26 protein-coding genes and 1 tRNA gene are annotated in these 24,548 nt (G+C 65.7%); 11 read left to right on the top strand and 16 right to left on the bottom strand.

Features of this window, described 5'->3' with window-relative positions:
• Nucleotides 1-79: 79 nt before the first annotated feature.
• Nucleotides 80-172: transfer RNA gene (locus BRAGE_RS0112590), tRNA-Ser, on the top strand.
• A gap of 134 nt (nucleotides 173-306) precedes the next feature.
• Here BRAGE_RS0112590 and BRAGE_RS0112585 read toward each other — a convergent pair.
• The 10 genes from BRAGE_RS0112585 to BRAGE_RS0112530 form a co-directional block, all read right to left on the bottom strand.
• Complete coding sequence (locus tag BRAGE_RS0112585) at nucleotides 307-528, bottom strand: hypothetical protein (protein WP_028146272.1); 222 nt, start codon at nucleotides 526-528, stop codon at nucleotides 307-309.
• Between the two features lie 93 nt (nucleotides 529-621).
• Nucleotides 622-888 (bottom strand): hypothetical protein, encoded by a 267-nt coding sequence (locus BRAGE_RS0112580; RefSeq protein ID WP_027559612.1) that lies wholly within the window; start codon nucleotides 886-888, stop codon nucleotides 622-624.
• Between the two features lie 1,518 nt (nucleotides 889-2,406).
• Complete coding sequence (gatB, locus tag BRAGE_RS0112565; protein ID WP_027559614.1) at nucleotides 2,407-3,891, bottom strand: Asp-tRNA(Asn)/Glu-tRNA(Gln) amidotransferase subunit GatB; 1,485 nt, start codon at nucleotides 3,889-3,891, stop codon at nucleotides 2,407-2,409.
• Nucleotides 3,888-4,772, bottom strand: coding sequence for an FkbM family methyltransferase (locus BRAGE_RS0112560; RefSeq protein ID WP_027559615.1), 885 nt, complete (start codon nucleotides 4,770-4,772; stop codon nucleotides 3,888-3,890). The genes gatB and BRAGE_RS0112560 overlap by 4 nt, the downstream gene beginning before the upstream one ends.
• Entirely contained in the window at nucleotides 4,769-5,074 is a 306-nt protein-coding gene (locus BRAGE_RS0112555) for a hypothetical protein (RefSeq protein ID WP_027559616.1), read from the bottom strand. The genes BRAGE_RS0112560 and BRAGE_RS0112555 overlap by 4 nt, the downstream gene beginning before the upstream one ends.
• Nucleotides 5,065-6,540: an Asp-tRNA(Asn)/Glu-tRNA(Gln) amidotransferase subunit GatA gene (gene gatA / locus BRAGE_RS0112550; RefSeq protein WP_027559617.1), complete on the bottom strand. Its 1,476-nt coding sequence runs from the start codon at nucleotides 6,538-6,540 to the stop codon at nucleotides 5,065-5,067. The genes BRAGE_RS0112555 and gatA overlap by 10 nt, the downstream gene beginning before the upstream one ends.
• Nucleotides 6,537-6,749: a hypothetical protein gene (locus BRAGE_RS0112545; protein WP_027559618.1), complete on the bottom strand. Its 213-nt coding sequence runs from the start codon at nucleotides 6,747-6,749 to the stop codon at nucleotides 6,537-6,539. The genes gatA and BRAGE_RS0112545 overlap by 4 nt, the downstream gene beginning before the upstream one ends.
• Before the next feature lie 78 nt (nucleotides 6,750-6,827).
• Nucleotides 6,828-7,115 (bottom strand): Asp-tRNA(Asn)/Glu-tRNA(Gln) amidotransferase subunit GatC, encoded by a 288-nt coding sequence (gatC, locus tag BRAGE_RS0112540; RefSeq protein WP_007611211.1) that lies wholly within the window; start codon nucleotides 7,113-7,115, stop codon nucleotides 6,828-6,830.
• A 77-nt stretch (nucleotides 7,116-7,192) separates the two neighbouring features.
• Entirely contained in the window at nucleotides 7,193-8,269 is a 1,077-nt protein-coding gene (locus BRAGE_RS0112535) for an NAD(P)H-dependent flavin oxidoreductase (RefSeq protein WP_027559619.1), read from the bottom strand.
• A gap of 22 nt (nucleotides 8,270-8,291) precedes the next feature.
• A complete protein-coding gene (locus BRAGE_RS0112530) occupies nucleotides 8,292-9,296 on the bottom strand; it encodes an NAD(P)H-dependent flavin oxidoreductase (RefSeq protein WP_027559620.1) in 1,005 nt (334 codons plus the stop codon).
• 98 nt (nucleotides 9,297-9,394) lie between these two features.
• On the opposite strand from BRAGE_RS0112530, the gene BRAGE_RS0112525 reads away from it, so the two are divergent.
• On the top strand, nucleotides 9,395-10,285 hold the full coding sequence (locus BRAGE_RS0112525) for a LysR family transcriptional regulator (RefSeq protein WP_027559621.1): 891 nt from the start codon (nucleotides 9,395-9,397) through the stop codon (nucleotides 10,283-10,285).
• Nucleotides 10,286-10,486: 201 nt separating this feature from the next.
• Entirely contained in the window at nucleotides 10,487-11,422 is a 936-nt protein-coding gene (locus BRAGE_RS0112520; protein WP_027559622.1) for a cyclase family protein, read from the top strand.
• Nucleotides 11,423-11,501: 79 nt separating this feature from the next.
• Here the strand turns inward: BRAGE_RS0112520 and BRAGE_RS0112515 are convergent, their stop codons facing one another.
• Nucleotides 11,502-11,717, bottom strand: coding sequence for a hypothetical protein (locus tag BRAGE_RS0112515; RefSeq protein ID WP_027559623.1), 216 nt, complete (start codon nucleotides 11,715-11,717; stop codon nucleotides 11,502-11,504).
• 47 nt (nucleotides 11,718-11,764) lie between these two features.
• Here BRAGE_RS0112515 and ruvX point away from each other — a divergent pair, with 47 nt between their 5' ends.
• Together ruvX and BRAGE_RS0112505 are read left to right on the top strand one after the other, a co-directional pair.
• Nucleotides 11,765-12,250 carry a Holliday junction resolvase RuvX gene (ruvX, locus tag BRAGE_RS0112510; protein WP_027559624.1) on the top strand — a complete coding sequence of 162 codons (486 nt, stop codon included), beginning with the start codon at nucleotides 11,765-11,767 and terminating at the stop codon, nucleotides 12,248-12,250.
• A 4-nt stretch (nucleotides 12,251-12,254) separates the two neighbouring features.
• Nucleotides 12,255-13,178: an AEC family transporter gene (locus tag BRAGE_RS0112505; RefSeq protein WP_027559625.1), complete on the top strand. Its 924-nt coding sequence runs from the start codon at nucleotides 12,255-12,257 to the stop codon at nucleotides 13,176-13,178.
• Here BRAGE_RS0112505 and BRAGE_RS0112500 read toward each other — a convergent pair.
• The 3 genes from BRAGE_RS0112500 to BRAGE_RS0112490 all read right to left on the bottom strand — a co-directional run bounded on the left by BRAGE_RS0112500 (nucleotide 13,175) and on the right by BRAGE_RS0112490 (nucleotide 16,453).
• The gene (locus BRAGE_RS0112500) at nucleotides 13,175-13,939 is read right to left on the bottom strand and encodes a CPBP family intramembrane glutamic endopeptidase (RefSeq protein WP_027559626.1); all 765 of its coding nucleotides are present in this window, start codon (nucleotides 13,937-13,939) and stop codon (nucleotides 13,175-13,177) included. The two genes, BRAGE_RS0112505 and BRAGE_RS0112500, sit on opposite strands and share 4 nt — an antisense overlap.
• A gap of 91 nt (nucleotides 13,940-14,030) precedes the next feature.
• The gene (locus tag BRAGE_RS0112495) at nucleotides 14,031-15,674 is read right to left on the bottom strand and encodes an acyl-CoA dehydrogenase family protein (protein ID WP_027559627.1); all 1,644 of its coding nucleotides are present in this window, start codon (nucleotides 15,672-15,674) and stop codon (nucleotides 14,031-14,033) included.
• Nucleotides 15,675-15,694: 20 nt separating this feature from the next.
• Nucleotides 15,695-16,453 carry a M15 family metallopeptidase gene (locus BRAGE_RS0112490; RefSeq protein ID WP_027559628.1) on the bottom strand — a complete coding sequence of 253 codons (759 nt, stop codon included), beginning with the start codon at nucleotides 16,451-16,453 and terminating at the stop codon, nucleotides 15,695-15,697.
• Nucleotides 16,454-16,633: 180 nt separating this feature from the next.
• On the opposite strand from BRAGE_RS0112490, the gene BRAGE_RS0112485 reads away from it, so the two are divergent.
• From BRAGE_RS0112485 to BRAGE_RS0112470, 4 genes are all read left to right on the top strand, one after another.
• The gene (locus tag BRAGE_RS0112485) at nucleotides 16,634-17,581 is read left to right on the top strand and encodes an aspartate carbamoyltransferase catalytic subunit (RefSeq protein WP_027559629.1); all 948 of its coding nucleotides are present in this window, start codon (nucleotides 16,634-16,636) and stop codon (nucleotides 17,579-17,581) included.
• Between the two features lie 5 nt (nucleotides 17,582-17,586).
• Nucleotides 17,587-18,888, top strand: a complete 1,302-nt coding sequence (locus BRAGE_RS0112480; protein WP_027559630.1) for a dihydroorotase — start codon at nucleotides 17,587-17,589, stop codon at nucleotides 18,886-18,888.
• A gap of 32 nt (nucleotides 18,889-18,920) precedes the next feature.
• Nucleotides 18,921-19,517 (top strand): glycerol-3-phosphate 1-O-acyltransferase PlsY, encoded by a 597-nt coding sequence (gene plsY, locus BRAGE_RS0112475; RefSeq protein ID WP_027559631.1) that lies wholly within the window; start codon nucleotides 18,921-18,923, stop codon nucleotides 19,515-19,517.
• A 232-nt stretch (nucleotides 19,518-19,749) separates the two neighbouring features.
• Nucleotides 19,750-20,949, top strand: a complete 1,200-nt coding sequence (locus BRAGE_RS0112470) for a patatin-like phospholipase family protein (protein ID WP_028146271.1) — start codon at nucleotides 19,750-19,752, stop codon at nucleotides 20,947-20,949.
• Here BRAGE_RS0112470 and BRAGE_RS0112465 read toward each other — a convergent pair.
• Nucleotides 20,941-22,185 carry an amidase gene (locus tag BRAGE_RS0112465; RefSeq protein ID WP_027559633.1) on the bottom strand — a complete coding sequence of 415 codons (1,245 nt, stop codon included), beginning with the start codon at nucleotides 22,183-22,185 and terminating at the stop codon, nucleotides 20,941-20,943. The genes BRAGE_RS0112470 and BRAGE_RS0112465 overlap by 9 nt on opposite strands.
• A gap of 116 nt (nucleotides 22,186-22,301) precedes the next feature.
• On the opposite strand from BRAGE_RS0112465, the gene dprA reads away from it, so the two are divergent.
• Complete coding sequence (gene dprA / locus BRAGE_RS0112460) at nucleotides 22,302-23,420, top strand: DNA-processing protein DprA (protein ID WP_028146270.1); 1,119 nt, start codon at nucleotides 22,302-22,304, stop codon at nucleotides 23,418-23,420.
• On the opposite strand, the gene BRAGE_RS0112455 is transcribed toward dprA, so the two are convergent.
• Nucleotides 23,417-23,830 (bottom strand): winged helix-turn-helix transcriptional regulator, encoded by a 414-nt coding sequence (locus BRAGE_RS0112455; RefSeq protein WP_027559635.1) that lies wholly within the window; start codon nucleotides 23,828-23,830, stop codon nucleotides 23,417-23,419. The genes dprA and BRAGE_RS0112455 overlap by 4 nt on opposite strands.
• 83 nt (nucleotides 23,831-23,913) lie before the next feature.
• Between BRAGE_RS0112455 and BRAGE_RS0112450 the strand changes: the two genes are divergently transcribed.
• A complete protein-coding gene (locus BRAGE_RS0112450) occupies nucleotides 23,914-24,522 on the top strand; it encodes an FMN-dependent NADH-azoreductase (protein ID WP_027559636.1) in 609 nt (202 codons plus the stop codon).
• Nucleotides 24,523-24,548 lie beyond the last annotated feature (26 nt).

The raw sequence follows: 24,548 nt of genomic DNA, 5'->3' as shown, positions 1-24,548 counted from the left end.
CATCGCTGGGAATAATCGAGCGCAAACACGCCCTTCCAAATTGACCGTGCCTACAAAATCGATACATAAGGCTCGCACCGGAGAGGTGGCCGAGTGGCTGAAGGCAACGCTTTGCTAAAGCGTCATACGGTCTCAAGCTGTATCGAGGGTTCGAATCCCTCCCTCTCCGCCATCCACCAGCAGAATCTAGCCCGGCTCGGTTCTTTCACCTGAAGAGCTCGTGGCGCCGGCGCAGAAAGCTTGGCGCAAGGATGCGCGCGGCTGAGCTCAGCCGATTCGCGTTCTCTTATATATGTGTGCCCACACCTAGGTGCCGGATCGCCAGATCCGCCAATGCGAGGGCGCGATCAGCACCGCCTCGCCGGCCCAGACATTGAACCAGACGCCGGCTCTGCGCCGGCAGGGAAAGGTGAGCGGCAAAATGCCGGTCTTGTGCGGCCGTCCGAGTTCCAGATCGCAATCGTCGGGCGCGATCTGAATCGGCAGCCAGTGACCCGTGACCGAGTCATTCTTGTCGGGGTTGTTCATGCCGTACGAGTTCTGAAGCGGCGGCACGATGCTGGGCTTGATTCAGCGCAACCAAATCGCCCGTGAGAACACGGGCCGGCTGCGATGCCCGGCTCAGTGAGCCGAAACCCACGCCCTCGCATCGCGCTGGGCGGCCGCGATCTCGGCATCCGACATCTGGCCCGCGACTTCCTGGCGCAGCGCCACGGCGTCCTTGCGGCCCTTCAGCGCGGCGAGATTGAACCATTTGTGCGCGGCGACGAGATCGACGAGGCCGGAGCGGCCGCTCGCCCAATAGATCCCGCGCTCGAACAGCACGTCCGACAGCGCGCTCGCATCGATCGGCGTCGCGGTCTCGATATCGAAAGTACCCTGAAACATAACGCATCCCCTTTTTGTTATGCCGCCTCGTTCCCCCGAGCGCGGCTCCCGTCCAACTCTGATGTGCATGACCCTTCCCGGGATCGTGCACTGTTCAACTCATCCCCAATGCCGTTTGCCGGCTTGTTGAAGGCGATGATGGCGGGCAAATTTGAATGGCAGTTTAAGTATCGCGATGAAGCAGACGTAAACGCGAGCGCGCGCCATCCGCGCGCTGAATTCAAGAAGTCCCCGTTTTGCAGGCACTTCTGCGATTCGTCAGATTCGGTTTACCTTGGGATTTTGGGACATCGATAACCATCGCGCGCAGTGGCGCGCGTGCTGCGGTTACAATTTGTGGGAGCGGATCGCTGGAAAGGCGCGGGTCACCGCCGCGTGCGGCGGCACCGGCGCCCGTCATCCCGACCGGCGCAGATCGAGGCGCGAGAATCGATCGCAGTGGCTTTGCACCGAGCCCGCGCGAAGGCCGTCGCAGCGACAGCTCGCCGCAGCCCTCACCCGCCCCAAAGGCAGTGCGGCCATGCAGTGCGGCCGAGGCAGCGCGACGACGTCGCGGTCAGATCAGCAATGTGAGGGAAAGGGAATGCCGGCAATACCCCGGCCTCAACAGAACGAGGGCGTCGGCGAACACGTCAGGATCAGATTTCACGTTGGCCCGAAGGGCGCTTGTGAAATTGCGGAGCCCCTTACGGAGAACCGCACCGAACGAAGAAAACTTGTTTCTTCTGCCGGATCGTCAAGGAGAACGATCCGACCGTTGACCTGATGTCTCGCCGACACCCTCTATCGTCGACCAGAACCTCTGGGAGGCGCTGATGACGTGCCGGCCGCTTTAAGAGCCGGCAACTTCAGAAGCGAAGTTACTTCTTCTTCTTCGCGACCTTGCGGGTCTTCTTCGCAGTCTTCTTCACTGCGCTCTTCGCCTTCTTCGCCTTCTTCGCTTTCTTGGCCATGTTGCCCTCCGATGTGTGAGATGGCTTTAATCGCTGCGCGCATTCGGGGATCGAATGCACTCACCCCGAATACACCAACACGACGAAAAAAACATCTTCTGACTTAAGGAAGTGTTGACGGCGCAGTGCGCGTGCGCCAGCCCCGCCTGATTTGCCGGCGCGCAGAGACACGTGTCCGCAATCGCAAATGCTTCGCGCAGCATCGACGTCGACGAGCGCAGCGATTGCAAGAAAACCCTATGCAGCAAGTAATATTCTGCGCATGCACATCACGCGTGATCGGTGCGATGATGCGCGCTGCAACGCGCGCGATCGCGTCGCAGGGCAGAGTCGCGGACTCTGAGTCGCGATTTTTGGCAACGAAATTATTTTCATGCTTAACGGCGGGAGCGCTCGTCAGAGCGTGCGCAAGCCGCCGTTTTGCGCGAATCGCGCGGGCCGCGATTCGGCGGCGCTGCGCGCCCTTGAGCGGATGATGATTGCCGTCGACGACGCGCGCGAGCGTCGCATCGCAAGGTGAAGCGAGGTGACGAAGCATGTCGTCACCTCGTTCGAGCGCGTGAGGCTAGACGCCGAGCTTGGACTTGAGCAGGTCGTTGACGCTCTGCGGGTTGGCCTTGCCGCCGGACGCCTTCATCACCTGACCGACGAACCAGCCGAGCGACTGCGGCTTGTCCTTGACCTGCGCGGCCTTGTCGGGATTGGCCGCGATGATGTCGTCGACAACCTTTTCGATCGCCGAAAGATCCGTCACCTGCTTCATGCCGCGGCTTTCCACCAGCGCACGGGGATCGCCGCCCTCCTGCCAGACAATCTCGAACAGATCCTTGGCGATCTTGCCGGAGATCGTGCCCTCGCCGATCAGGTCGATGATCCCAGAGAGCTGCTCGGCGCCAACCGGAGAGCCCGCAATATCCCGCCCCTCCTTGTTGAGGCGGCCGAACAGCTCATTAATCACCCAATTCGCCGCCATCTTGCCGTCGCGCGCGCGGTTGGCGAGCTTGTCGAGCACCGTCTCGTAGAACACCGCGCTCTCACGCTCGGCGACCAGCACGCTCGCGTCATAGGCCGACAGGCCAAAGTCTGCGACAAAGCGCGCCTTCTTCTGGTCCGGCAGCTCCGGCAGCTTCGCCTTCAGCTCGTCGACGAACTCCTGGCCGAACTCAAGCGGCAGCAGGTCGGGATCGGGGAAGTAGCGGTAGTCGTGCGCCTCTTCCTTGGACCGCAACGACTGCGTTTCGCCCTTGTTGGGGTCGAACCGACGCGTCTCCTGCGCGATCACGCCGCCATCCTCGATGATCTCGATCTGGCGCCGCGCCTCGTACTCGATCGCCTGGCCAATGAAATTGATCGAGTTCATGTTCTTGATCTCGCAGCGCGTGCCGAGCGGCCCGCCGGGCTTGCGCACGGAGACGTTGACGTCGGCGCGCAGGTTTCCCTTCTCCATGTCACCGTCGCAGGTGCCGAGATAGCGCATGATCGAGCGCAGCTTGGCCACATAGGCCTTGGCCTGCTCGGCGTCGCGGATGTCCGGCTTTGAGACAATCTCCATCAGCGCCACGCCGCAGCGGTTGAAATCGATGAAGGACAGCGACGGCGACTGGTCGTGCAGCATCTTGCCGGGGTCCTGCTCCAGATGCAGCCGCTCGATGCCAACGGTAGCGGTCCTGCCGCCCTCGAGCTCGACGATCACCTCGCCCTCGCCGACGATCGGCGACTTGTACTGGCTGATCTGGTAGCCCTGCGGCAGGTCCGGATAGAAATAGTTTTTCCGGTCGAACACCGAACGCAGATTGATCTTTGCGTTGAGACCGAGCCCGGTCCGGACAGCCTGCCTGACGCATTCCTCGTTGATCACGGGCAGCATCCCCGGCATCGCGACGTCCACGAGCGACACGTGGCTGTTCGGTTCACCGCCGAAGGCAGTGGACGCGCCCGAGAACAGTTTCGCGTTCGAGGTCACCTGGGCATGGATCTCCATGCCGATGACCATCTCCCAATCGCCGGTTGAGCCTTTGAGGAGCTTGTGGGAAGTGGCAGGTGCGTTCATGGCATAACTCGTTTGTTGGCTGCGCGCCGGTCGCTTGCTTCGAGAAGCCCGTTCAGCGACTGAAACACGTCGGCCGGCCGGCGTTGCGCGATCTCGCCGCGGCCCATCACCTCGATCTCTCCGAACAGCGCGTCGACCTCCGGCGAAGACGCAAACACGAAGCCGTCGAACGAGGTGCTCTGCTCTTCGAAATCGCTGGAGATCTCGACACGGTAGCCGTGCGCCTTGAGGCGATCGACGACGTCGTAGTGGAGGGCCTGCGAATGAGTTGCAACGAAGAGATAATCGACGCGGCGCTTGCTCAGCACGCTCTCCGCGCCCTGCAACATCTCGACCTCGAAAGCCTGGATATCGGCATGCAGGATGTCGAGGCGCTTGATCTTCCGGTCCCGGAAAAAGGCGTCGACCTCGAACTTGCCGGTGCCGACGAAGGCCTTGATGAACTCGCCCTTCAGTCCGTTGCGCGCGAAATTGTCCTGACCGGTCTTGAGGCAAGCGGGGTCGGGCTCGACCAGGATGACCTCTGCCTTGGGCCGCGTCCTGTTCAGCCACATGGAATAATGGCTCCAATAGGCGCCGAGCTCGATCATCGCCGGCGCCTCGCCGAGCCGCTTCAGCAACTCCTGGAAGACGTATTCCTCCAGCGGCTCGTGGACGCCGCGATTGATGATGAGCACACTGCTGAAGGGGCCGTAATACGCCCCCGGCCCGATGCCCGGGACCTTCAGGCCGTTATGTAGATAAACCTGGTCGCCATCGATGAGACCGGCCATCGGGACGCGCTCGATCAGGAGGTTGAGCGGATCGGAAACGATCTCGCGAAAGCGGCCGAACAGGTCCTCCGGCTTCGCCTTGGCTCCCTTGAAACCTAGCTCGCTCATGTCCGCGCACTCCCACCCAGCGCAACGGCGATGCGCTGCCATTCTGCTTCGAGCGAGTCCATTGCCACGGGCTGGCCGGCCTGGCGATACCAGTAGCCGGCGTTGCCGAGATCGCCTTCGACGCGGTGCAAGTACGCATGAACCCAGGCCGCCTCGCGGCTGCTCTCGTCCTGAACGATCTTGTGCGCCTGGTCCCAGTCGCCCTTCGCCGCCCACCAGAGACCCGTGAGCGGCGCGCTCAGCTCCGGCGCGGGCGCCGCGCCGTCGAGGCTCGCGATGAAATCAGCGACATTCACCACCACCTCGCGGGCGTGAAGCGGCCGGCGGCCTGCTCGATCACCTCGCCGAGCGAGAACAGCGTCTCCTCGTCGAACGGGCGGCCGATCAGCTGCAACCCGAGCGGCAGACCCTGCGAGTCCTTGCCGGCGGGCACGGCGATGCCCGGCAGGCCCGCCATGTTCACGGTCACCGTGAAGATGTCGTTGAGATACATCTCGACGGGGTCGGCGCCGCCCTTCTCGCCGATGCCGAAGGCGGCCGACGGCGTCGCCGGCGTCAGGATCGCGTCGACGCCCTTGGCAAAGCAATCCTCAAAATCCTTCTTGATCAGCGTGCGCACTTTCTGGGCGCGCAAATAATAGGCGTCGTAATAGCCGGCCGACAGCACATAGGTGCCGATCATGACGCGGCGGCGTACCTCCGCGCCAAAACCTCCGGCGCGGGTGTTCTCGTAGAGCTCTGTGATGTTCTTAGCTTGCTCGCGCAGGCCGTAGCGAACGCCGTCATAGCGCGCGAGGTTGGAGGAGGCTTCCGCGGGGGCCACGATGTAATAGGCCGGCAGCGCGTATTTGGTGTGCGGCAGCGATATCTCGACGAGCTCTGCCCCCGCGGCTTTCAGCCAGGCCGCGCCCGCTTCCCAAAGTTTCTCGATTTCGGCCGGCATGCCGTCGAGACGATACTCCCTGGGGATGCCGATCTTCATGCCCTTCACGGACTTGCCGATCGCGGCCTCGTAGTCCGGCACCGGGATGTCGACCGAGGTCGTGTCCTTCGGATCGTGGCCGGCCATCGAGCGCAGCAGCATCGCGGCATCGCGCGTTGTGCGCGCGATCGGACCTGCCTGGTCGAGCGAGGAGGCAAAGGCGACGATGCCCCAGCGCGAGCAGCGGCCATAGGTCGGCTTGATGCCGACAGTTGCGGTGAACGCCGCCGGCTGGCGGATCGAGCCGCCGGTGTCGGTCGCGGTCGCGCCCATGCAGAGCAGCGCCGCCACGGCCGAGGCCGAGCCGCCGGACGAGCCACCCGGCACCAGCGTCGTGTTGCTTCCCTCGCGCCGCCAGGGATTGCCGACGGGACCGAAGCACGAGGTCTCGTTCGCCGAGCCCATGGCAAACTCGTCATTGTTGAGCTTGCCGAGCATCACCGCGCCGTCGCGCCAGAGCTGCGAGGTCACGGTGGACTCATAGGTCGGCACGAAATTGCCGAGGATTTTTGAGCAAGCCGTGGTGCGCACGCCCTTGGTCGCGAACAGGTCCTTGATGCCGAGCGGGATGCCCGCGAGTGGGCCCGCATCACCGTTGGCGAGCTTTGCGTCCGCCTCGCGCGCCATGCTGCGCGCCTGGTCCGGCGTCTCCATCACGAAGGCGTTGAGCACGCGCGCGGCTTCGATCGCGTTCAGATGCGCGTCGGTCAGTTCGAGCGACGTGAAAGTCTTGTCGGCGAGACCCTTGCGGGCCTCGGCGAGCGTCAGCGATGTCAAATCGGTCATTTATTGATCGGGCTGCAGAAGAACGGAGACAGGGTCTTGTCGTTGGCCGGGTCGTCTTTTTTGGTGGCCGCATTGGCGGCGGCCTCGAGCTCATCGAGCACGGCATTGACGGCGACATTGGGATCGGCAGCCTTGCCCTGCCGCTCCATCTTGTCGAGGTAGTTCATGTAGGCCTGATAGGCCTTCTCATCGTCGCAAAGCAGGCACATCGGACCACGTCCTGAGACTCTTTATTTGACGCGTTTTCTTCACGCGAACCGGGCTCCACTTCGCTCGAAAACGCTATGCTACTCGACGACCTTCGGCACCAGGAAGAAATGCCCCTCGGTCGCGGGCGCGTTGGCAACGATATCGTCGGCGATCTCGCCGTCATTGACCACGTCCTGCCGCTTCTTCATCTGCATCGGGGTGACCGAGGTCATCGGCTCCACGCCCTCGACATTGACCTCCGAGAGCTGCTCGACAAAGGCGAGCATGGCATTGAGCTCGCCCTGAAGATGCGGAACCTCGCCCTCGGAAACCGCAATGCGCGCCAGATGCGCGATGCGGCGGACGGTAGCGGCGTCGACGGACATTATATAAGGCCTCTCACGGCAAAACCTATGTGCCGTATAGCAGAGGCCGCTTTTGCGCCGCAACCGGCCCTGGCGCCCTATCCAGCCACCGCTTTTAGGCGGGCCAAGGCCGATTTGGCGAGATCCCGGGTCAATTCGGCCGCAGGGACCTCGCGGCCGAGGGCGACGGCCTGGCCGGCCCAGAGATTGGTGAAATCCACCCTGCCCTGCTTTTCGGCAGCCGTCTTGAGCGGCCCGAGCGCCGTCGCGGCATGGGGGAACGGCGGCGCATCCGGCGAGATCGGACCGGCTTCGCGCATCAGGCGGTTCTGCACACCGCGCGCCGGGCGCCCGGTCATGACATTGGTGATGACGGTGGAATCGTCCCGCGCTTCAGCGAGCGCCTTGCGCCCGCCTGCGCTGACCTTGGATTCCGGACAGCGCAGATAGGCGCTGCCGATCTGCACGCCGGATGCCCCGAGTGCGAAGGCTGCGGCAATGCCGCGCCCGTCGGCGATGCCGCCGGCCGCGATGACAGGCACCTTCACGGCATCGGCGACCTGCGGCACCAGCGCAAATGTGCCGGGCTGCTCGGCGATCTTGTCGGTCAGGAACATGCCGCGATGGCCGCCCGCCTCGGCGCCTTGCGCGATCACGGCATCGACGCCGCGCTGTTCCAGCCAGACCGCTTCCTTCACCGTCGTCGCGGAGGAGATGACGAGGCAACCAGCCGCCTTGACGCGCTTGAGCAGCGCGGACTCCGGCAGGCCGAAATGGAAGCTGACGACCTCCGGCTTCAGCTCTTCGACGACCTCGCAGAACGCGGCGTCGAACGGCGCGCGGTTCGCAGCGGCGACCGGCGCCGCCGGATCGAGCCCGTGCTCGGTGTAATAACCCATGAGCCGCTGCTTCCAGCGCGCTTCGGCCTCGGGCGTGAGATCGACCGGCGTGTGGCAGAAGAAGTTCATGTTCAGCGGCGCCTTCACCCGCTGGCGGATGATGTGGACCTGCTCGCGCGCCTTTTCCGGCGACAGCAGCGCACTCGGCAGCGACCCCAGCCCGCCGCCTTGTGCCACGGCGATCACCAGCTCCGCATCCATCACGCCGGCCATCGGCGCCAGCACGATCGGGAATTCGGTCTTGAAGAGGTCGATCAGTCGACGGTCAGGCCACATGGTTGTTCTCTCTCGTTGGTCCTTACCCTCCCCTGGAGGGGGAAGAATTCTGTGCCGCGACTATTGAATTGCGCCGCCCAGCGAGCAGCTGCTCCGCCTCCACCGCAATCCGCTCGACGATCTCGGCCGCCGGTGAAATATCATGGATCAGTCCGACCGCTTCGCCCGCGATGACGGCGGCGACATCAAAATTCCCGGAGGCTTTCGCCGCGGCATACTCCGCCGCGACTGCGGCGACATTCTGCATCAGCTCGACCTCGCGACCGATCCAGCGCCTGGCGTGATCGTTGACCAGACACCGTCCCGTGAACGGCGCCGGCCAGACATTGTTGCGGGAGAGATCGAAGATGATGCCGCGTACGGTCGAGCCGCTGTTCGCCGCGCAGATGCGCCGCTTGGCTTCCTCGGCACCATCGGCCTCCTGGCTCGCATAGAACCGCGTACCGAGCAGCACGCCGCTCGCGCCCAGCATCATCATCGCAGCGAGCCCGCGTCCATCGGCGATGCCGCCGGCCGCCACCACGGGCACGCGGCCCGCGGCGAGATCGACGATTGCGGGCACGAGATCGACGGTGGTGCGGGAGGCACCATGACCGCCCGCCTCCGTCCCCTGCGCGATCACGATGTCGGCGCCGGCATCGAGCGCCTGCCGCGCCATCGCTTCGTCCTGCACCTGGCAGATCAGACGCGCGCCTGATGACTTGATCCTGCGTGCGAACGGCGCGGGATCGCCAAACGATAACATGATCGCGGATGGCTTTGCGGCAAGCGCGACATCGAGAAGCTCCGGCCGTTTCGCGAGGCTCCAGGTGATGAAGCCGATGCCGAACGGTGCCGACAGTCGCGCGAGCTTCGCCGTCTCCTGCTCCAGCCACGCCCGCTCGCCATAGCCGCCGCCGAGAATGCCGAAGCCGCCGGCGCGGCTCACGGCCGTCACCAGACGGCTGCCGGCGACGATGTCCATCGGCGCCAGCAGGATGGGATGCCTGATCTCCAGCAGCGTGGTCAGCGAGGTCGTCATTGGCACGGCGCTTCCTCCGATCTGGACAGCAAGACTAGGGCCGACTAGCATTCTCGAAAAATGAATTGTTGCGAACGTAGCCATCTCGAAAGCGAAACGACGCCATGGAACTCAGCGACATCCAGACCTTCGCCGCGGTCGCTCGCGCCGGAGGCATCACCCGCGCCGCGGAAGAGCTGAACACCGTGCAGTCCAACGTCACCCAGCGCGTGAAGGCCCTGGAGGCGGAGATCGGCACGGCGCTGTTCGAGCGCCACAGCCGCGGCATGACGCTGACCGGCGCCGGCAAGCGCCTCCTGCCCTATGCACAACGGATGGCGGCGCTGTCGCGCGAAGCGCTGCTCGCCGCCCGCGACGACGGCGAGCCGAAAGGGCCGCTGGCGATCGGCTCGATGGAGACGACGGCAGCGGTGCGCTTGCCGCCGCTGCTGGCTGATTTCCACCGCCGCTTTCCAGCCGTGCGGCTCTCCTTGCGCACCGCGACCACGGCCGACCTCGTCGCCGGCGTGCTCGAAGGCGCGCTCGACGGCGCCTTCGTCGCAGGTCCCATCGCGCATGCCGACCTCACGACGACCAGCGCGTTCCGCGAAGAGCTGGTGCTGGTCAGCGCGCGGCGCTGGGCCTCGCTTGCCGAGCTGCGCGCCGGCACGCCGGAGTCGGGTCCCACCGCGCTGGTGTTCCGCACCGGCTGCACCTATCGTCAGCGGCTAGAGCAGGTGTTCGTCGAGTTCGGCTGGCCGTCGGCCGCACGCTTCGAACTCGGCACGCTCGACGGAATGATCGGCTGTGTCGCCGCCGACATGGGCGTGACGCTGTTGCCGCGGGCGGTCGTCGAACGCAGCGCGATGAACGGCAGCGTGTCGATCCACGCGCTCAGCGCCGCGCATGCGCGGGTCGAGACGCTCTTCGTCCAGCGCCGCGCTGGGCATCAATACAGCGCGCTCCAAGGCTTCATCGCCTGCCTGAAGAAGGACGACGACGTCATCGCGGCCTGACGCGGCGCGAACGTTCCACGCGACGAAATTCGTCACAAATCCATCGCGCTTGAATCAATCCGCGCTGCGTTCAGCCGCCGCATCGCAGCACATCGAAAAGCTTTGAAGCCCGCGATCATTCTACGTTAGGATGAGCGACTGGCCAGCGCGAAACCATAATCGAAGCCAAAACATCGGCAAGAAACACTGGGAGGACTATCGATGCGCAATACGCTCGTGTTGTGCTGCGTCGCCGCGTTGTCGGCGATATCAGGGACTGCAAGCGCTCAGGACTGGACCAAATCGAAATGGGGGCCCAACGACGAGATCGGCGCCGCCAACTACATGACGCCCGACCTGGTGGTAAAGGCAGCCTCGCTGGTGAAGACCGGCAAGACCTACGCCCTCGGCATCCCCGTCACGCCGCAGACGCCGGCCTATCCGCCGCGCACCTTCAAGCTCACCATCGTGCAGCCGGGACAGGCCGGCAGCCCGGGTCTCGGTCCCAACAAGGCCACCTACAATGACGACATCCTCGACACGTGGGTCGGCATCGGCAGCCAGCTCGACGGTCTCGGCCATCTCGGCGTCGAGCACGTCTATTACAACGGCAACAAGCTCGCCGATTTCGCCGACCCGAACGGGCTGAAGAAGCTCGGCATCGAGAAGGTGCCGCCGATGGTCACCCGCGGCGTGCTGCTCGACATGGCCGCCTACTTCAAGACCGACGTGGTGAAGGAAGGTACCGCCTTCAACGTCAAGGAGATCGAGGAAGCTGCCAAGCAGCAGAACGTCGAGATCCGCCAGGGCGACGTCGTCATCTTCCACACCGGCTGGCTCAGCCTGATCGGCAAGGACGACAAGCGCTACTCGGCGGGCGAGCCCGGCCTCGGCGTCGAAGGCGCGAAGTATCTCACCGGCAAGGGCGTCGTCGCCATCGGCGCCGATACCTGGGCGCTCGAGGTGCTGCCGTTCGAGTCCAAGAACGTGTTCGAGGTGCATCAGATCCTGCTCGCGATGAACGGAACCTACATCCTCGAGAACATGGACACCGCGGCGCTTGCGCGGGACAAGGGCTATGAGTTCCTGTTCGTGCTGGGCCAGCCGCGCTGGACCGGCGGCGTGCAGGCGATGATCAACCCGATCGCGATCCGCTGATCTCGATTGCGATCCGCTGATCCAAGACCCGGGCGAGGATCCGCCTGCCATCAGGCAGGCCCCTCGCCCGATCCCTCCATCACCGCGGCCTGAGATTCCAGCGTCGCAGCGCGACGACGGCCCAGATCGCCTCGACCAGGCCGAACGGCCAGGCGCCCTGGAGAAAGCCGTAGGCCGAGCCGAGCGCGCAGGAGCCGGCGAACAGCAGCACGTACCAGTGGCTGCGGTCCTCCAGGGCATAGCAGACCAGCATCGCCGTCACGGCAAACAGGCCGAATAGTGTCAGTGCGTCCATCGTCGAGGGTTCACTCGGAAGCGTTGCGCGTGATATGCGCTAAATCCATGCCGGCTCTTATCCTGCCTCTCGTCGATGCTGCAACCCACTGGCCCGAACGCGGCGCGCTGGTCGGACTTGATCTGGGCACCAAAACCATCGGCGTGGCCGTGTCCGACCCGGACCGGCGGCTGGCGACCGGCGTCGAGACCATCCAGCGCAAGCAGTTCAAGCAGGACGCCGCCCGGCTGCTCGCGATCGCCGCCGAGCGCAAGGCGGCCGGCTTCGTGCTCGGCCTGCCCATCAACATGGACGGCAGCGAGGGCCCGCGCGCGCAATCGACCCGCGCCTTCGCCCGCAACCTCGCCGGCCTGACCGCCCTTCCCATCGGCCTCTGGGACGAGCGGCTGTCGACCGCCGCGGTCGAGCGCGAGCTGATCGGCATGGATGTCAGCCGCGCCAAGCGCGCCGAGGTGATCGACGAGCACGCCGCGATCTTCATCCTGCAAGGCGCGCTCGACCGCCTCGCGAACTTGCGCAACGGAGCCGGCTGACCCCATGGCCGTCGTGATCGCGGCGCTGCTGCCGGTCTTCATCCTCATCGTGTTGGGCGTCGTGCTGAAACGCACGTTGATGCGGCTCGACACGCAATGGCACGGGCTGGAGCGGCTGACCTATTTCGTGCTGTTTCCGATGCTGCTGATCCAGACGCTGGTGAAGGCGGACCTGTCGAAAGTGCCGGTCGCCGGCGTCGGCGGCGCGCTCTTGCTGTCGGCGCTCGCGATGTCGCTGCTGTGCCTGGCGCTCCGCCCGGCCCTGTCGCGGCTCGACATCGACGGCCCGGCCTTCACCTCGATCTTCCAGGGCGCAACGCGCTGGCAGACCTATGTCGCGCTGTCCGTCTCCGCCAATATGTTCGGCGATGTCGGGCTGGCGCTGGCTTCCGTGGCGATGGTCGCGATCATCCCCCTGGTCAACGTCTTCAGCGTCGCCGTGCTCGCGCATTATGCCGCGCCGGAAAAGCAGTCCGCGCGTGCGATCGTCATGACGGTGATCCGCAATCCCCTGATCTGGGCCTGCGTCATCGGCCTCGTCATCAACGTCATCCATTTGCCGCTGCCGAAAATCTGGCACGAGGTGGCCGATGCGCTCGGCCGCTCCTCGCTCGCCATCGGCCTGCTTGTGACCGGCGCGGGATTGCAGCTCAGCGGCCTGCTCCGCCCGAGCATGGGCGCGAGTATCGGCGTGGCGTTCAAGCTGGTGCTGATGCCCGTGCTCGCGCTGGTGCTCGCCGCCTGGTTCGGGTTGACAGGCAACAGCCTTGCGATCGTCGCGATCTGCGCGGCGGTGCCGACATCGCCCAGCGCCTATGTGTTGGCCCGCCAGATGGGCGGCGATGCGCCGCTGCTGGCGCAGATCATCACACTACAGACGATCCTGGCCGCAATCACGATGCCGGTCACGATCGCGCTGGTTGCCTAGCTCCCCAGCCACATCGTCAGCACCACCGCGGTCAGATTGTTCAGCGCATGCAGGATGATCGTGAGCCAGAGCGAGTTCGCGCGATAGCGCATGTAGCCGAACCACAGGCCGATGCTGAAGACCTCGGCGAGGAAGTACATGTCGTATTGCAGATGGACGATCGTCCACACCAGCGACGACAGGACGATCGCGCCTGATACGCGCAGGAAGCTCGCCGACCAGCCGCGGAACAGAAAGCCGCGCGCCAGCACTTCCTCCGACATCGGCGCCGCCACGCTGAAGGCGATCAGCAGCATGAGTGCCGCGCCCTTGTCGCGGCCGGATTTCAACAGATCGGTCATGAAGCCCGGCGTCGCCTCGCGGCCGAGCGATCGCGACACGACCTCCCAGGCCAGCACGATCAGGACGAGACCGACCGCGCCGAACAGCAGCTGCCTCCAGGACGGCCAATAGAGCGCGAGGTAGTCGGTGAACGACGCCTTCTTGATGCGGATGGCAAGCCACACCGCCGCCAGCGTCGCCGGCAGCCCCATGATCACCGAGAGCGCCAGCGCATGGGGCTCGTGACCGATCGACTGGAGCGAGGCGAGGTCCATCGGCAGGCCACGCAGCACCACCAGCAAAACGATAGCGCCGATCTGCCCGACGAACATCGCGACGAAGATGAGGAGGCCCCACAGCGCCGTGCCCCAGAACTTCCAGACGCGCGGCGGCGCGGGCGTCTCGATCAGCGGCGGATGGTCGGGATTGAGGGAGTCCATCAGAGGGCTTTCGTTGGGTAACGCAAACTATCAAGAGATCGTCATGCCCGGGTCAGGCCCAGCCATGACGTTGTGGAGAGACCGCGCCCACTCACGGCAGCGCCCTCGCGAGCAGCGCGCGGACGTCGCCGCTGTCCAGCTCGACCGCGCCGTACATGCTGGCGTGATTGGCCGCGAGGCGTGTGGCGGCGAAGAGTTCGGCGTGGCGCGACGAGACGCCGTTAAGCGCGGCCGCAGCCGCAAGCAGCGCGAGCTTCTCGACCGCGAGCCGCGCAACGCGCTCGCCGTCGGCACGGCGGAACGTCTTGCCGATGAAGGTGGCGGCCTCGCCTGCCCCGGGCAAATCTTTCGCCTCGGCCGCGAGCGATTGCATCACCGCCATTGCCGCCTCCGGCTCGCGCGAGAGCGCGCGGAGCACGTCGAGGCACATCACGTTGCCGGAACCTTCCCAGATCGCGTTGACCGGCGACTCCCGGTAATGCCGCGCCAGGATGCCGTCCTCGACATAGCCGTTGCCGCCGAGGCACTCCATGGCTTCATAGAGGAAGCTTGGCGCGCTCTTGCACGTCCAGTATTTGATCGCGGGCGTCAGCAGCCGCATGTACGCGGCCTCCGCCGCATCGTGCGGCGTGCGGTCGAAGGCGCGGCAGAGCCGCATCACCAGCGCCGTGCTCGCCTCGACATGCAGCGCCATGTCCGAGAGCACGGCCTGCATCAGCGGCTGGTCGGCCAGATGCTTCTGGAACACGCTGCGGTGACGGGCGTGATGCAGCGCATGTGCGAGCCCCGAGCGCATCAGGCCGACCGAGGCAATCGCGCAATCCTGCCGCGTCAGCTGCACCATCTGGATGATGGTGCGAATGCCCTTGCCCTCCTCGCCGACCCGTTCCGCATAAGCGCCGACGAACTCGACCTCGGAAGACGCATTGGAACGGTTGCCGAGCTTGTCCTTCAGCCGCTGGAACTGGATCGCGTTGACTGATCCATCCGGCGCAAAGCGCGGCATGAAGAAACAGGTGAGCCCGGCATCTGCCTGCGCCAGCACCAGGAACGCATCGCACATCGGCGCCGACATGAACCATTTGTGGCCGGTGATGCGATAGGCGTCTCCGTCGCGCTCCGCGCGCGTCATGTTGGCGCGCACGTCGGTGCCGCCCTGCTTCTCGGTCATACCCATGCCGAGGGTCATGCCGCGCTTCTCCGACCACGGCACGAAGCGCGGATCGTAGCTCTTGGTCGACAGCACCGGCATCACACGCGCGAGCAGATCGGGCTGCATCGCCAGCGCGCCGACCGAGGCGCGCGTCATCGTGATCGGGCAGAGATGGCCGGTCTCGACCTGCGCGGCCATATAGAATTTTGCCGCACGGATGACCTCGGCAGCATCGCCCGCCGGCTTGCCGTCGGCCGTCCACGTCGAATTGTGCACGCCGGCGTGCGCACTGTGCGCCATCAGCTCGTGATAAACAGGATGAAACTCGACCTGGTCGCGCCTGTTGCCTTTGGCGTCGAAGGTCCGCAGCTTCGGCGTGTTCTCGTTCGCCGCGCGCCCGCGATCGGCCATCGCCGCCGAGCCCCAATGCTTGCCGAACTCGGACAGCTCCCGCTCCGCCACAGCGCCGCCATTGGCCTTCACGGCTTCCACCAGCGGCCGGTCGACGGCGAACAGATCGACGTCCTCGAACGGCGGCGACTGGTTGAAGACCTCATGGGTCGCAAAGCTGGGCTGGGTCATCTTGCGTCCTCGGCGCGGATTCAGTTCCGCCGCGGCTGGATCGGGAAATCATAGGCCGCCCCGCCCGCCCCCGGCAGGGAAAAATGCCACCACTCCTTCGAATAGTTCACAAAGCCTTGCCTCGCCATCGCAGCCACCAGCCGCTTGCGCCAGGCGCGCTGATCGGCCGTGATCGACGGTGCCGCGGTATGGCCTTTCGCGTCGGTGCAGTCATAGCCGGTGCCCATGTCGACGCTGCCTTCCGGCAGCCGCGCCACGACCGGCGCCGTGCAATCCGCATAGGTCTTGGACGGATCGATTCTTGCGGAATTGTCGGCCTTGAGATCGACCAAAGTGAGGTCGAGCGCCGCACCGGTGGAATGCTGCGAGCGGCTCGCGATGTAGCCGAGCCGGAACAGCTCGGTCTTCGGGATCTTCGGATTGTAGCGCCGCTCGGCGGCGGTCTCGTTGCCGTTCTGCGACCACTTCACCATGTCGAGCGAGGCCCGCGCCGGCCGGTAGCAGTCGAACATCTTCAGCGAAAGGTTTTGCGCCGCCAGCTCCGCTTGAACCGCCTTCAGTCGCAGCCCGACCTCGCGCTTTACCACGCATTCGCCGGCGCCGTAGCCGGCAAGCGGACGGCCGACGAAATTATTGGCGGTGGCGTAGCGGATATCCTGGATGATGCTGGGATCGACGTCGCGGAGATAGACGAAGCCGCCGGGGAGCGATTGGGCGTGGGTGGGTGAGATTGAGGCGATCGCGACAAATGAAATCAAAGACGTTCTGATCAAGCGCATTCGCTCTCCCCTGTCATTCCGGGGCGGCTCGACGAGCCGAACCCGGAATCTCGAGATTCCGGGTCTGGCGCTTGCGCGCCATCCTGGAATGACTTCGCGACCGACAGATCAGGGGATAACTCCCGTCCCGCCGATTGGCCCTTGCCCACCCCGCCATCCCCGCCTATAGCTCTGCTTTTAATGACATCGAAATCGACCTTCGTCCTCGGCCACCGGCATTTGCTGGGCATCGAGGGCCTTTCCGCGGCCGACATCACCGGCCTGCTCGACCTGTCCGAAGAATATGTCGAGCTCAACCGCCAGGTTGACAAGAAGCGCACCGTCCTGCGTGGACGGACGCAAGTAAACCTCTTCTTCGAGGCCTCCACCCGGACCCAGTCCTCGTTCGAGCTCGCGGGCAAGCGGCTCGGCGCGGACGTCATGAACATGTCGGTGTCCTCCTCGTCCATCAAGAAGGGCGAGACGCTGGTCGACACCGCGATGACGCTGAACGCCATGCACCCTGATATCCTGGTGGTGCGCCATCACGCCTCCGGCGCGGTGGAACTGCTGGCGCGCAAGGTCGACGGTTCCGTGATCAATGCCGGCGACGGCGCGCATGAGCATCCGACCCAGGCGCTGCTCGACGCGCTCACCATCCGCCGCAACAAGGGCCGGATCGAGGGGCTCGTGATCGCCATCTGCGGCGACGTGCTGCATTCGCGCGTCGCCCGCTCCAACATCATCCTGCTCAACGCCATGGGCGCCCGCGTCCGCGTCGTCGGCCCCTCAACGCTCTTGCCGCCCGGCATCGAGCGGATGGGCGTCGAGGTCGCGCGCGACATGCGCGAGGGCCTCAACGGCGCCGACATCGTGATGATGCTGCGGCTCCAGCGCGAGCGCATGAACGGCTCCTTCGTGCCGTCGTCCTCCGAATATTTCCATTACTTCGGGCTCGACCAGAAGAAGCTCGCCTACGCCAAACCGGACGCGCTCGTGATGCATCCAGGTCCCATGAACCGCGGCGTCGAGATCGACACTGCGGTTGCCGATGGCGCGCAGTCCCTGATCCGCGAACAGGTCGAGATGGGCGTCGCCGTGCGCATGGCGGTGCTGGAAGCGCTCGCCCGCAACTTGCCGAACGCGTGATGCCGATGCTGACCGACCGCCGCCCCGTCCTGCTCGCCAACGCCCGCGTCGTCGACCCCAGCCGCGACTTCGACGGCGTCGGCGACGTCCTCATTGCCGACGGCATCATCCGCGAGACCCGCCGCGGCATTGGCGCGGCCGGCGTCCCCGAGGGTACCGACATCGTCAACTGCTCCGGCAAGATCGTCGCGCCCGGCCTGATCGACATGCGCGCCTTCGTCGGCGAGCCCGGCTTCAGCCACCGCGAGACCTTTGCCTCCGCGAGCCAGGCGGCCGCGACCGGCGGCATCACCACCATCATCTGCCAGCCCGACACCTCTCCGGTGATCGACAATTCGGCGACCGTCGACTTCGTGATGCGCCGCGCCCGCGACACCGCGATCGTCAACATCCAGCCGATGGCGGCGCTGACCAAGGGCATGCGCGGCGAGGAGATGACCGAGTTCGGCCTGCTCAAAGCCGCCGGCGCGGTCGCGTTCAGCGACGGCGACCGGAGCGTGACCAATTCGCAGGTGATGCGCCGCGCGCTGACCTACGCCCGCGACTTCGACGCGCTGATCGTGCACCACACCGAGGACCCCAACCTCGTCGGCGAAGGCGTCATGAACGAAGGCGAGTTCGCCTCGCGGCTCGGCCTGATGGGCATCCCGAAGGCAGCCGAAGCGGTGATGCTGGAGCGCGACATGCGCCTCGTCGCGCTCACCGGCGGCCGCTATCACGCGGCATCGCTGACCTGCATCGACTCGCTCGAGATCCTGAAGCGCGCCCGCGACGCCGGCCTCGCCGTCAGCGCCTCGGTGTCGATCAACCACCTTGCGCTGAACGAGAACGACATCGGCCCCTACCGCTCCTTCCTGAAGCTGTCACCGCCGCTGCGCACCGAGGACGACCGCCGCGCGCTGGTGGAGGCGATGGCCTCAGGCCTCGTCGACGTCATCATGTCCGACCACAATCCGCAGGACGTCGAGGTCAAGCGCCTGCCGTTCGCGGAAGCCGCACCCGGCGCCGTCGGCCTGGAGACCATGCTGCCCGCAGGTCTTCGGCTCGTGCACAATGGCGAGATGGAACTGGCGACGCTGATCCGGGCGATGTCGACCCGGCCCGCCGATCTGCTTGGCCTCCCAGGCGGAACCCTGCGCACGGGCGCCCCGGCCGACCTCATCGTGATCGATCCGGATACGCCCTGGATCGTCGATCCCGCCGATCTCAAATCGCCCTGCAAGAACACCCCGTTCGACGAGGCCCGCTTTACAGGCCGCGTGGTGCGCACCATTGTCGGCGGACGGACGGTGTACGAGCATGTCTGACGTGCGCAGCTGCGGCCAGGAACTTTGCAACCATGGGGCTTGAAGCATTTCTGCCGGTGGCCTTCGTCATCGGCTATCTTCTTGGCTCGATCCCGTTCGGGCTGATCCTGACCAGGCTCGCCGGGACACAGGATATCCGCTCGATCGGCTCCGGCAGCATCGGCGCCACCAACGTGCTGCGCACGGGACGTAAGAGCCTTGCCGCCGGCACCCTGCTGTTCGACGCGCTCAAGGGCACCGTCGCGGTCGTGATCGCCGGCTACATCGCAGGGCCCAATGCCGCGATGGTGGCCGGGCTCGGCGCCTTCCTCGGCCATCTCTTCCCGGTCTGGCTCAAGTTCAAGGGCGGCAAGGGCGTCGCCGTCTATATCGGCATCCTGCTCGGCCTGTTCTGGCCGGCCGCACTGGTGTTCTGCCTGCTTTGGCTCGCGACCGCCTTCACCACCCGCTATTCTTCGCTCTCGGCCCTGGTGGCGTCCTTCATCACGCCGATATTCCTGTGGTGGTTCGGCCACCTCGCGCTCGCCTCGCTGTTCGCGGTGCTGACGCTGCTCTTGTTCTATGCGCACCGCGAGAACATCAAGCGGTTGCAAGCGGGCAAGGAAAGCCGGATCGGAGAAAAGGCCTAGAGCATGATCCGGACCCGAAGGGCCGCGTGAGCGCAAAGCGTGCAGCGGTTTTCCGTAGAGATCATGCTCACACTATAATCAACATCCGGAAAAAGTACGGATACCGCCGCACCACCTCCGCATTATATGCCAAATTCTGTTCGCAACTCCGAAGCTGCTCGCGGCCGGAGTGGCGAACGAGTTCCAGGCCTGTCATGCTGACAGATAAGATGGCGTTACGCGGTTGCTCAGAATGAGCGAGAAGATTGACGGCACGCATGACGGGGTCGGTTTGCGAGGTGCTTCCAGCACCGCGGCAAGCCGGCTGCTCTCGATGACCAATATCTGGTCCGATGCGCCCTTGCCGCCCCCTGAGCCCGAGCCGGCACCTGTCCCTCCACCACCGCCGCCTGCTCCCGTCGCGAAAGCCGTCGCTGCAGTCGAGGTCACGACCGCGGCCGCACCCGTCGTGCGCGATCAGGTCCGCTCCGAACAATGGCCGCCCCGAAAACTGTCGCTGGCGCTTCAAGGCGGCGGCACCTTTGCGGCGTTCACCTGGGGCGTGCTGGAGCGACTCCTGGAAGAGCCGTCCATCGCATTCGACACCGTCAGCGGCGCCAGCGCCGGCGCCATCAATGCGCTCCTGCTCGCCACTGGCCTTGCCGAAGGCGGACGCGAAGGCGCCCGTTCACGGCTGAACCGGTTCTGGGTCCGCCTGATGCACGAGGCCTCGTTCCGCTCGCTGATGCTGGTCGGTGGCTTCTCGCCGGCGGGAAGCTCGGTCGCGTTCGGCCCGACGCTGCGCTCGGGCCAGTTCGACCCGTTCGACCTTGATCCGCTGCGGCAGGCGCTGTCGCGCGACATCAATTTCGCCATCTTGCGCGATGCGGCCTGCCCAAAGCTCTTGATCGCAGCGACCCGAATCCGCGACGGCCAGCAGCAGGTCTTCCGCAACGAGGCAATCACCGCCGACGTCGCGCTGGCCTCGACCTGTCCGCCCCTGGTTCATTGTGCCGTCGAGATCGACGGCGAGGCCTATTGGGACGGCGGTTTTGGTGGCAACCCGCCGCTGGTGCGGCTGGGGCAGGAATCGGCGACGTCCGACCTGCTGCTGGTCCAAGTCACGCCGGCGCGCGACAGCTACGTGCCGATCACGCTCGCCGCGATCGACCGCCGGCTCGACCAGATCGCCGCCAACGCCGCGCTCAATGCCGAGATCGCCGCGATCGCATGGGCGCAATCGCACACAACACCTGCGCTGCGGCTCTCCCGGATCGCGGCCGAAGATTCCGTTGATGGCCTCGCGCAGCGCTCATCGACCGATCTCGGCCGCGGCTTCATCCGCACGCTGCACCGGAGCGGCCGTGAGGCCGCCGAGCGCTGGCTCGGACAGGACGCGACAGGCGCCGAAGCCCAACGCACCCTTTCCGTCGCAGAACCTGCGCTAGCCTGATTTCACCAGCGCGTTCTCCAGGAACCACGCTGCGGCCAGCGCGCCCGGGTCGTTGCCGAAACGCGCGATCACCTGCACGCCGATCGGCAGGCCACCCGCCTTCAGCACCGGCACGTTGACGCAAGGATTGCCCATCAGCGTCCAGAGCCGGTTGTAACGGGGATCGCCCGTGGTCGCGAGCTCCTTGGCCGGCGGCGTGCCCGGCGCCGAATAGGTCAGCAGCACATCGACGCCCTCGAACAATTCGCCGAGCTCGCGGCGGCCGCGGCGGCTGATCCGCCTGGCCTCGTCATAGTCCTTTGGCGTCAGCCCGACCGACGCATCGAGGCTGGCGCGCAGCATCGGCGCGATCTCGTCGTGGCGCTCGGAAAATTCCCAGGCGAGCGCGCGATGCGCCTCGAACTCCTGGATCACCGGATGGATGCGCCAGGCCTCCTGCACCGCTTCAGGTAGGTCGATGTTGTGCACGCTGGCGCCGGCCTTCTCGGCCGCCTTGATCGCGGCCTGCAAGCCCTCTTCGGCGGCCGGCTCGACGGCGCCCGCGAACTCCTGCCTGACCACGCCGATACGCGGCGACTTCGCCGGCACGATGTCCGAGAACTCGTTGCGGCCCGTCATGGCGAGCAGTCCGCGCGCAAGGTCCTCCGCGCGCGCACCGAACAGGCCGACCGTGTCCAGCGCCCACGAATAGCACTTCACGCCGACCGTCGGCAGCATCCGGAACGACGGCTTGATCGCGGCCGTGCCGCAATAGGCCGCGGGCCGGATCACCGAGCCGCCGGTCTGGGTGCCCAGCGCCAGCGGGATCATGCCGGCGCCGACGGCTGCCGCCGAGCCGGAGGACGAGCCGCCCGGCGAATGGCCGAGATTGTGCGGATTGAGCGTCGGCGTCGGATCGCGCGAGGCAAACGCGGTCGTCGTGGTCTTGCCGATGATGGTGGCGCCTGCCCGCTTCAGCATCATCACCACAGGCGCGTCCGAGCGCGGCTGCCAGCCGCGATAGATCTCCGAGCCCATCTCGGTCGGGAAATTGGCGGTGTCGATGATGTCCTTGATCCCGACCGCGATACCGCGCAGCGGGCCGGAGGCTTGCGCCTTCGCGGCCTTGTCGTAGCGGACGAAGGCGCGGACGTCCTTCTCCTTGCTCTCGATCGCCGCGAGCGACTGGGCGATGGCGGCGTCGGACGAAAGCTCCCCCGCTTCGATGCGGCGCTGGAGGTCGGCGAGTGAGATCATGGCAAAATCCTTCTTATTGGGATCGCTTTTAGCATCGGGGCGAGGTCGCGCAAGCGCACGTCGCTGTTGCGCAACGCCCTCAGGTTGTTCCATGCTGTTCCCACAAGGAGATGGGCGTGGACGCCATCAATCCCAGCGTGGAGCTGACTGAAGCCGAGCGGACTGACCGCCTGCGGCTGATCCGCTCCGACAATGTCGGGCCGCGCACCTTCCGTTCGCTGGTCGATCATTTCGGCAGTGCGCGCGCCGCGCTGGAGCGGCTGCCTGATCTGGCGCGCCGCGGCGGGGCGCAGCGGTCGGGACGCATCTGCAGCGCGGATGAGGCAAAGGCCGAGCTCGCCGCGAGCCGCAAATTCGGCATTGCCTGGCTCCCGCCCGGCGAGGACGGCTATCCGGCGCGGCTGGCGATGATCGACGATGCACCGCCTCTGCTCGCCGTGCGCGGCGATGACGCAAGCTTGATGCGTCCGATGATAGCCATCGTCGGCTCGCGCAACTCGTCCGGTGCAGGTCTGAAATTCGCCGGCCAGCTTGCGCGCGAGCTCGGCGAAGCCGGCTTCATCATCATCTCGGGGCTCGCGCGCGGCGTCGACCAGGCCGCGCACCGCGCGAGCGTCGAGAGCGGCACGATCGCCGTGCTCGCCGGCGGCCATGACCGCATCTATCCGCCCGAGCATGGCGACCTACTCACGGCGATCCTCGACCAGAGCGGCGCAGCGATCTCGGAGATGCCACTCGGTCACGAGCCGCGCGCCCGCGACTTTCCCCGTCGCAACCGGCTGATCTCGGGCGCCGCGCTCGGCGTGATCGTGGTGGAGGCGGCGCACCGCTCGGGCTCGCTGATCACCGCGCGCATGGCGGCCGAACAGGGCCGCGAGGTGTTCGCCGTCCCCGGCTCGCCGCTCGATCCGCGTGCCGCCGGCACCAACGATTTGATCAAGCAGGGCGCAACCCTCGTCACCGAGGCTGCCGACATCATCAACGCGGTTCAGCCGATCATGGAGCGGCCGCTGATGAGTCCTGCGAGCGAGCCGGACAGCGAGCCGTTCGAGAGCGATCCACAAGGCCATGACCGCGACCAGATCACCGGCCTGCTCGGCCCTGCCCCAATCTCGATCGACGATCTCGTCCGGATGTCCGGCGCCTCGCCCGCGATCGTGCGGACCGTGCTGCTGGAGCTCGAGCTCGCCGGCCGCCTCGAGCGCCATGGGGGTGGTCTCGTTTCGCTTCTTTAGTCGCCGTCGTTGCGCCGATCGAACTGCCTACGCGCAGCCTCGATCTGCATCAGATGGTCCATGGCCCACTGTCCGAGCGCCTTCACCGGCTGCTGCAGCCCGCGGCCGAGATCGGTCAGCTCGTAATCGACGCGCGGCGGAATGGTCGGAAAGATCGTGCGCGTGACGAGGCCGTCGCGCTCAAGGCCACGCAAGGTCAATGTCAGCATCCGCTGCGAGATGCCGCTGATCATGCGCTTCAGTTCATTGAAGCGCTTTGGCCCGTCGCTCAGGTTCATGATGACGAACACGCTCCATTTGTCGCCGACCCGGGACAGGACCGACGCCACGCCACGGCAGTCGGCATGGTCGGGATGCGGCCGCGGCGGCGCAGGCAAATCGGTGTGCGCAGGTTTCAATGATGTGCCCATGGCTCAAAAAAGTGCGTTCTTGCGGGGATTTTGACAGTCACTCATGTAGTCCGGGTTACAAATCTATACCATGGGTGACCCCAATGAAACTCCTCCATATCGACTCCAGCGTCCTCGGCCCCCACTCTGTCTCCAGGCAGGTTTCCGCCGCCATCGTCGACCGGCTCCGGCAGGCGACGCCTTCGCTCGACATCGCCTATCGCGACCTGACCCAGACCCCGCTCGCCCACCTCTCCGGCTCGCACCTCGCGGCCGCGCAAGGCGCGCCGGCGCCGGCGGAACTCGGACCCGACCTTGCCGCGAGCGCGGCGGTGCTGAACGAGTTCCTCGACGCCGACATCGTCGTGATCGGCGCGCCCATGTACAATTTCACCATTCCGAGCCAGCTCAAGGCCTGGATCGACCGCGTCCTCGTTGCTGGGAAGACCTTCAAATATGACGCCAACGGCCCGCAGGGCCTTGCCGGCAGCAAGCGCGTGATCGTGGCGATCTCTCGCGGCGGCTATTACGGTCCGGGCACCCCGGCCGCCTCGCTGGAGCATCTCGAAACCTATTTGCGCGGTGTGTTCGCCTTCATGGGCATCACGAGCCCCGAATTCATCGTTGCCGATGGCATCCAGGTTGGCCCCGAGCATCGCGAGAAGGCGCTCGCCGGCGCGCTTGCGGCGGCCACCAGCCTGCGCGCGGCGTAAGGCTCACGCCGACAACAGCCGCTGCC

This window comes from Bradyrhizobium genosp. SA-4 str. CB756 (assembly GCF_000473125.1).
Classification (GTDB): Bacteria; Pseudomonadota; Alphaproteobacteria; order Rhizobiales; family Xanthobacteraceae; genus Bradyrhizobium; species Bradyrhizobium arachidis.
Note: the sequence above shows the minus strand (reverse complement) of the source record. Positions and strands in the feature narration are given on the sequence as shown.

What these genes read in the sequence shown, in the direction of transcription:
- BRAGE_RS0112515 (WP_027559623.1), bottom strand. Translation starts at nt 11,717, where the DNA reads ATGGACGCACTGACACTATTCGGCCTGTTTGCCGTGACGGCGATGCTG.
- BRAGE_RS0112500 (WP_027559626.1), bottom strand. Translation starts at nt 13,939, where the DNA reads ATGGACTCCCTCAATCCCGACCATCCGCCGCTGATCGAGACGCCCGCG.
- gatB (WP_027559614.1), bottom strand. Translation starts at nt 3,891, where the DNA reads ATGAACGCACCTGCCACTTCCCACAAGCTCCTCAAAGGCTCAACCGGC.
- ruvX (WP_027559624.1), top strand. Translation starts at nt 11,765, where the DNA reads ATGCCGGCTCTTATCCTGCCTCTCGTCGATGCTGCAACCCACTGGCCC.
- BRAGE_RS0112560 (WP_027559615.1), bottom strand. Translation starts at nt 4,772, where the DNA reads ATGAGCGAGCTAGGTTTCAAGGGAGCCAAGGCGAAGCCGGAGGACCTG.
- BRAGE_RS0112545 (WP_027559618.1), bottom strand. Translation starts at nt 6,749, where the DNA reads ATGTGCCTGCTTTGCGACGATGAGAAGGCCTATCAGGCCTACATGAAC.
- BRAGE_RS0112585 (WP_028146272.1), bottom strand. Translation starts at nt 528, where the DNA reads ATGAACAACCCCGACAAGAATGACTCGGTCACGGGTCACTGGCTGCCG.
- BRAGE_RS0112525 (WP_027559621.1), top strand. Translation starts at nt 9,395, where the DNA reads ATGGAACTCAGCGACATCCAGACCTTCGCCGCGGTCGCTCGCGCCGGA.
- BRAGE_RS0112450 (WP_027559636.1), top strand. Translation starts at nt 23,914, where the DNA reads ATGAAACTCCTCCATATCGACTCCAGCGTCCTCGGCCCCCACTCTGTC.
- BRAGE_RS0112455 (WP_027559635.1), bottom strand. Translation starts at nt 23,830, where the DNA reads ATGGGCACATCATTGAAACCTGCGCACACCGATTTGCCTGCGCCGCCG.
- BRAGE_RS0112490 (WP_027559628.1), bottom strand. Translation starts at nt 16,453, where the DNA reads ATGCGCTTGATCAGAACGTCTTTGATTTCATTTGTCGCGATCGCCTCA.
- BRAGE_RS0112495 (WP_027559627.1), bottom strand. Translation starts at nt 15,674, where the DNA reads ATGACCCAGCCCAGCTTTGCGACCCATGAGGTCTTCAACCAGTCGCCG.
- plsY (WP_027559631.1), top strand. Translation starts at nt 18,921, where the DNA reads ATGGGGCTTGAAGCATTTCTGCCGGTGGCCTTCGTCATCGGCTATCTT.
- BRAGE_RS0112485 (WP_027559629.1), top strand. Translation starts at nt 16,634, where the DNA reads ATGACATCGAAATCGACCTTCGTCCTCGGCCACCGGCATTTGCTGGGC.
- BRAGE_RS0112580 (WP_027559612.1), bottom strand. Translation starts at nt 888, where the DNA reads ATGTTTCAGGGTACTTTCGATATCGAGACCGCGACGCCGATCGATGCG.
- BRAGE_RS0112470 (WP_028146271.1), top strand. Translation starts at nt 19,750, where the DNA reads ATGAGCGAGAAGATTGACGGCACGCATGACGGGGTCGGTTTGCGAGGT.
- BRAGE_RS0112535 (WP_027559619.1), bottom strand. Translation starts at nt 8,269, where the DNA reads ATGTGGCCTGACCGTCGACTGATCGACCTCTTCAAGACCGAATTCCCG.
- BRAGE_RS0112520 (WP_027559622.1), top strand. Translation starts at nt 10,487, where the DNA reads ATGCGCAATACGCTCGTGTTGTGCTGCGTCGCCGCGTTGTCGGCGATA.
- BRAGE_RS0112505 (WP_027559625.1), top strand. Translation starts at nt 12,255, where the DNA reads ATGGCCGTCGTGATCGCGGCGCTGCTGCCGGTCTTCATCCTCATCGTG.
- BRAGE_RS0112480 (WP_027559630.1), top strand. Translation starts at nt 17,587, where the DNA reads ATGCTGACCGACCGCCGCCCCGTCCTGCTCGCCAACGCCCGCGTCGTC.
- gatC (WP_007611211.1), bottom strand. Translation starts at nt 7,115, where the DNA reads ATGTCCGTCGACGCCGCTACCGTCCGCCGCATCGCGCATCTGGCGCGC.
- gatA (WP_027559617.1), bottom strand. Translation starts at nt 6,540, where the DNA reads ATGACCGATTTGACATCGCTGACGCTCGCCGAGGCCCGCAAGGGTCTC.
- BRAGE_RS0112465 (WP_027559633.1), bottom strand. Translation starts at nt 22,185, where the DNA reads ATGATCTCACTCGCCGACCTCCAGCGCCGCATCGAAGCGGGGGAGCTT.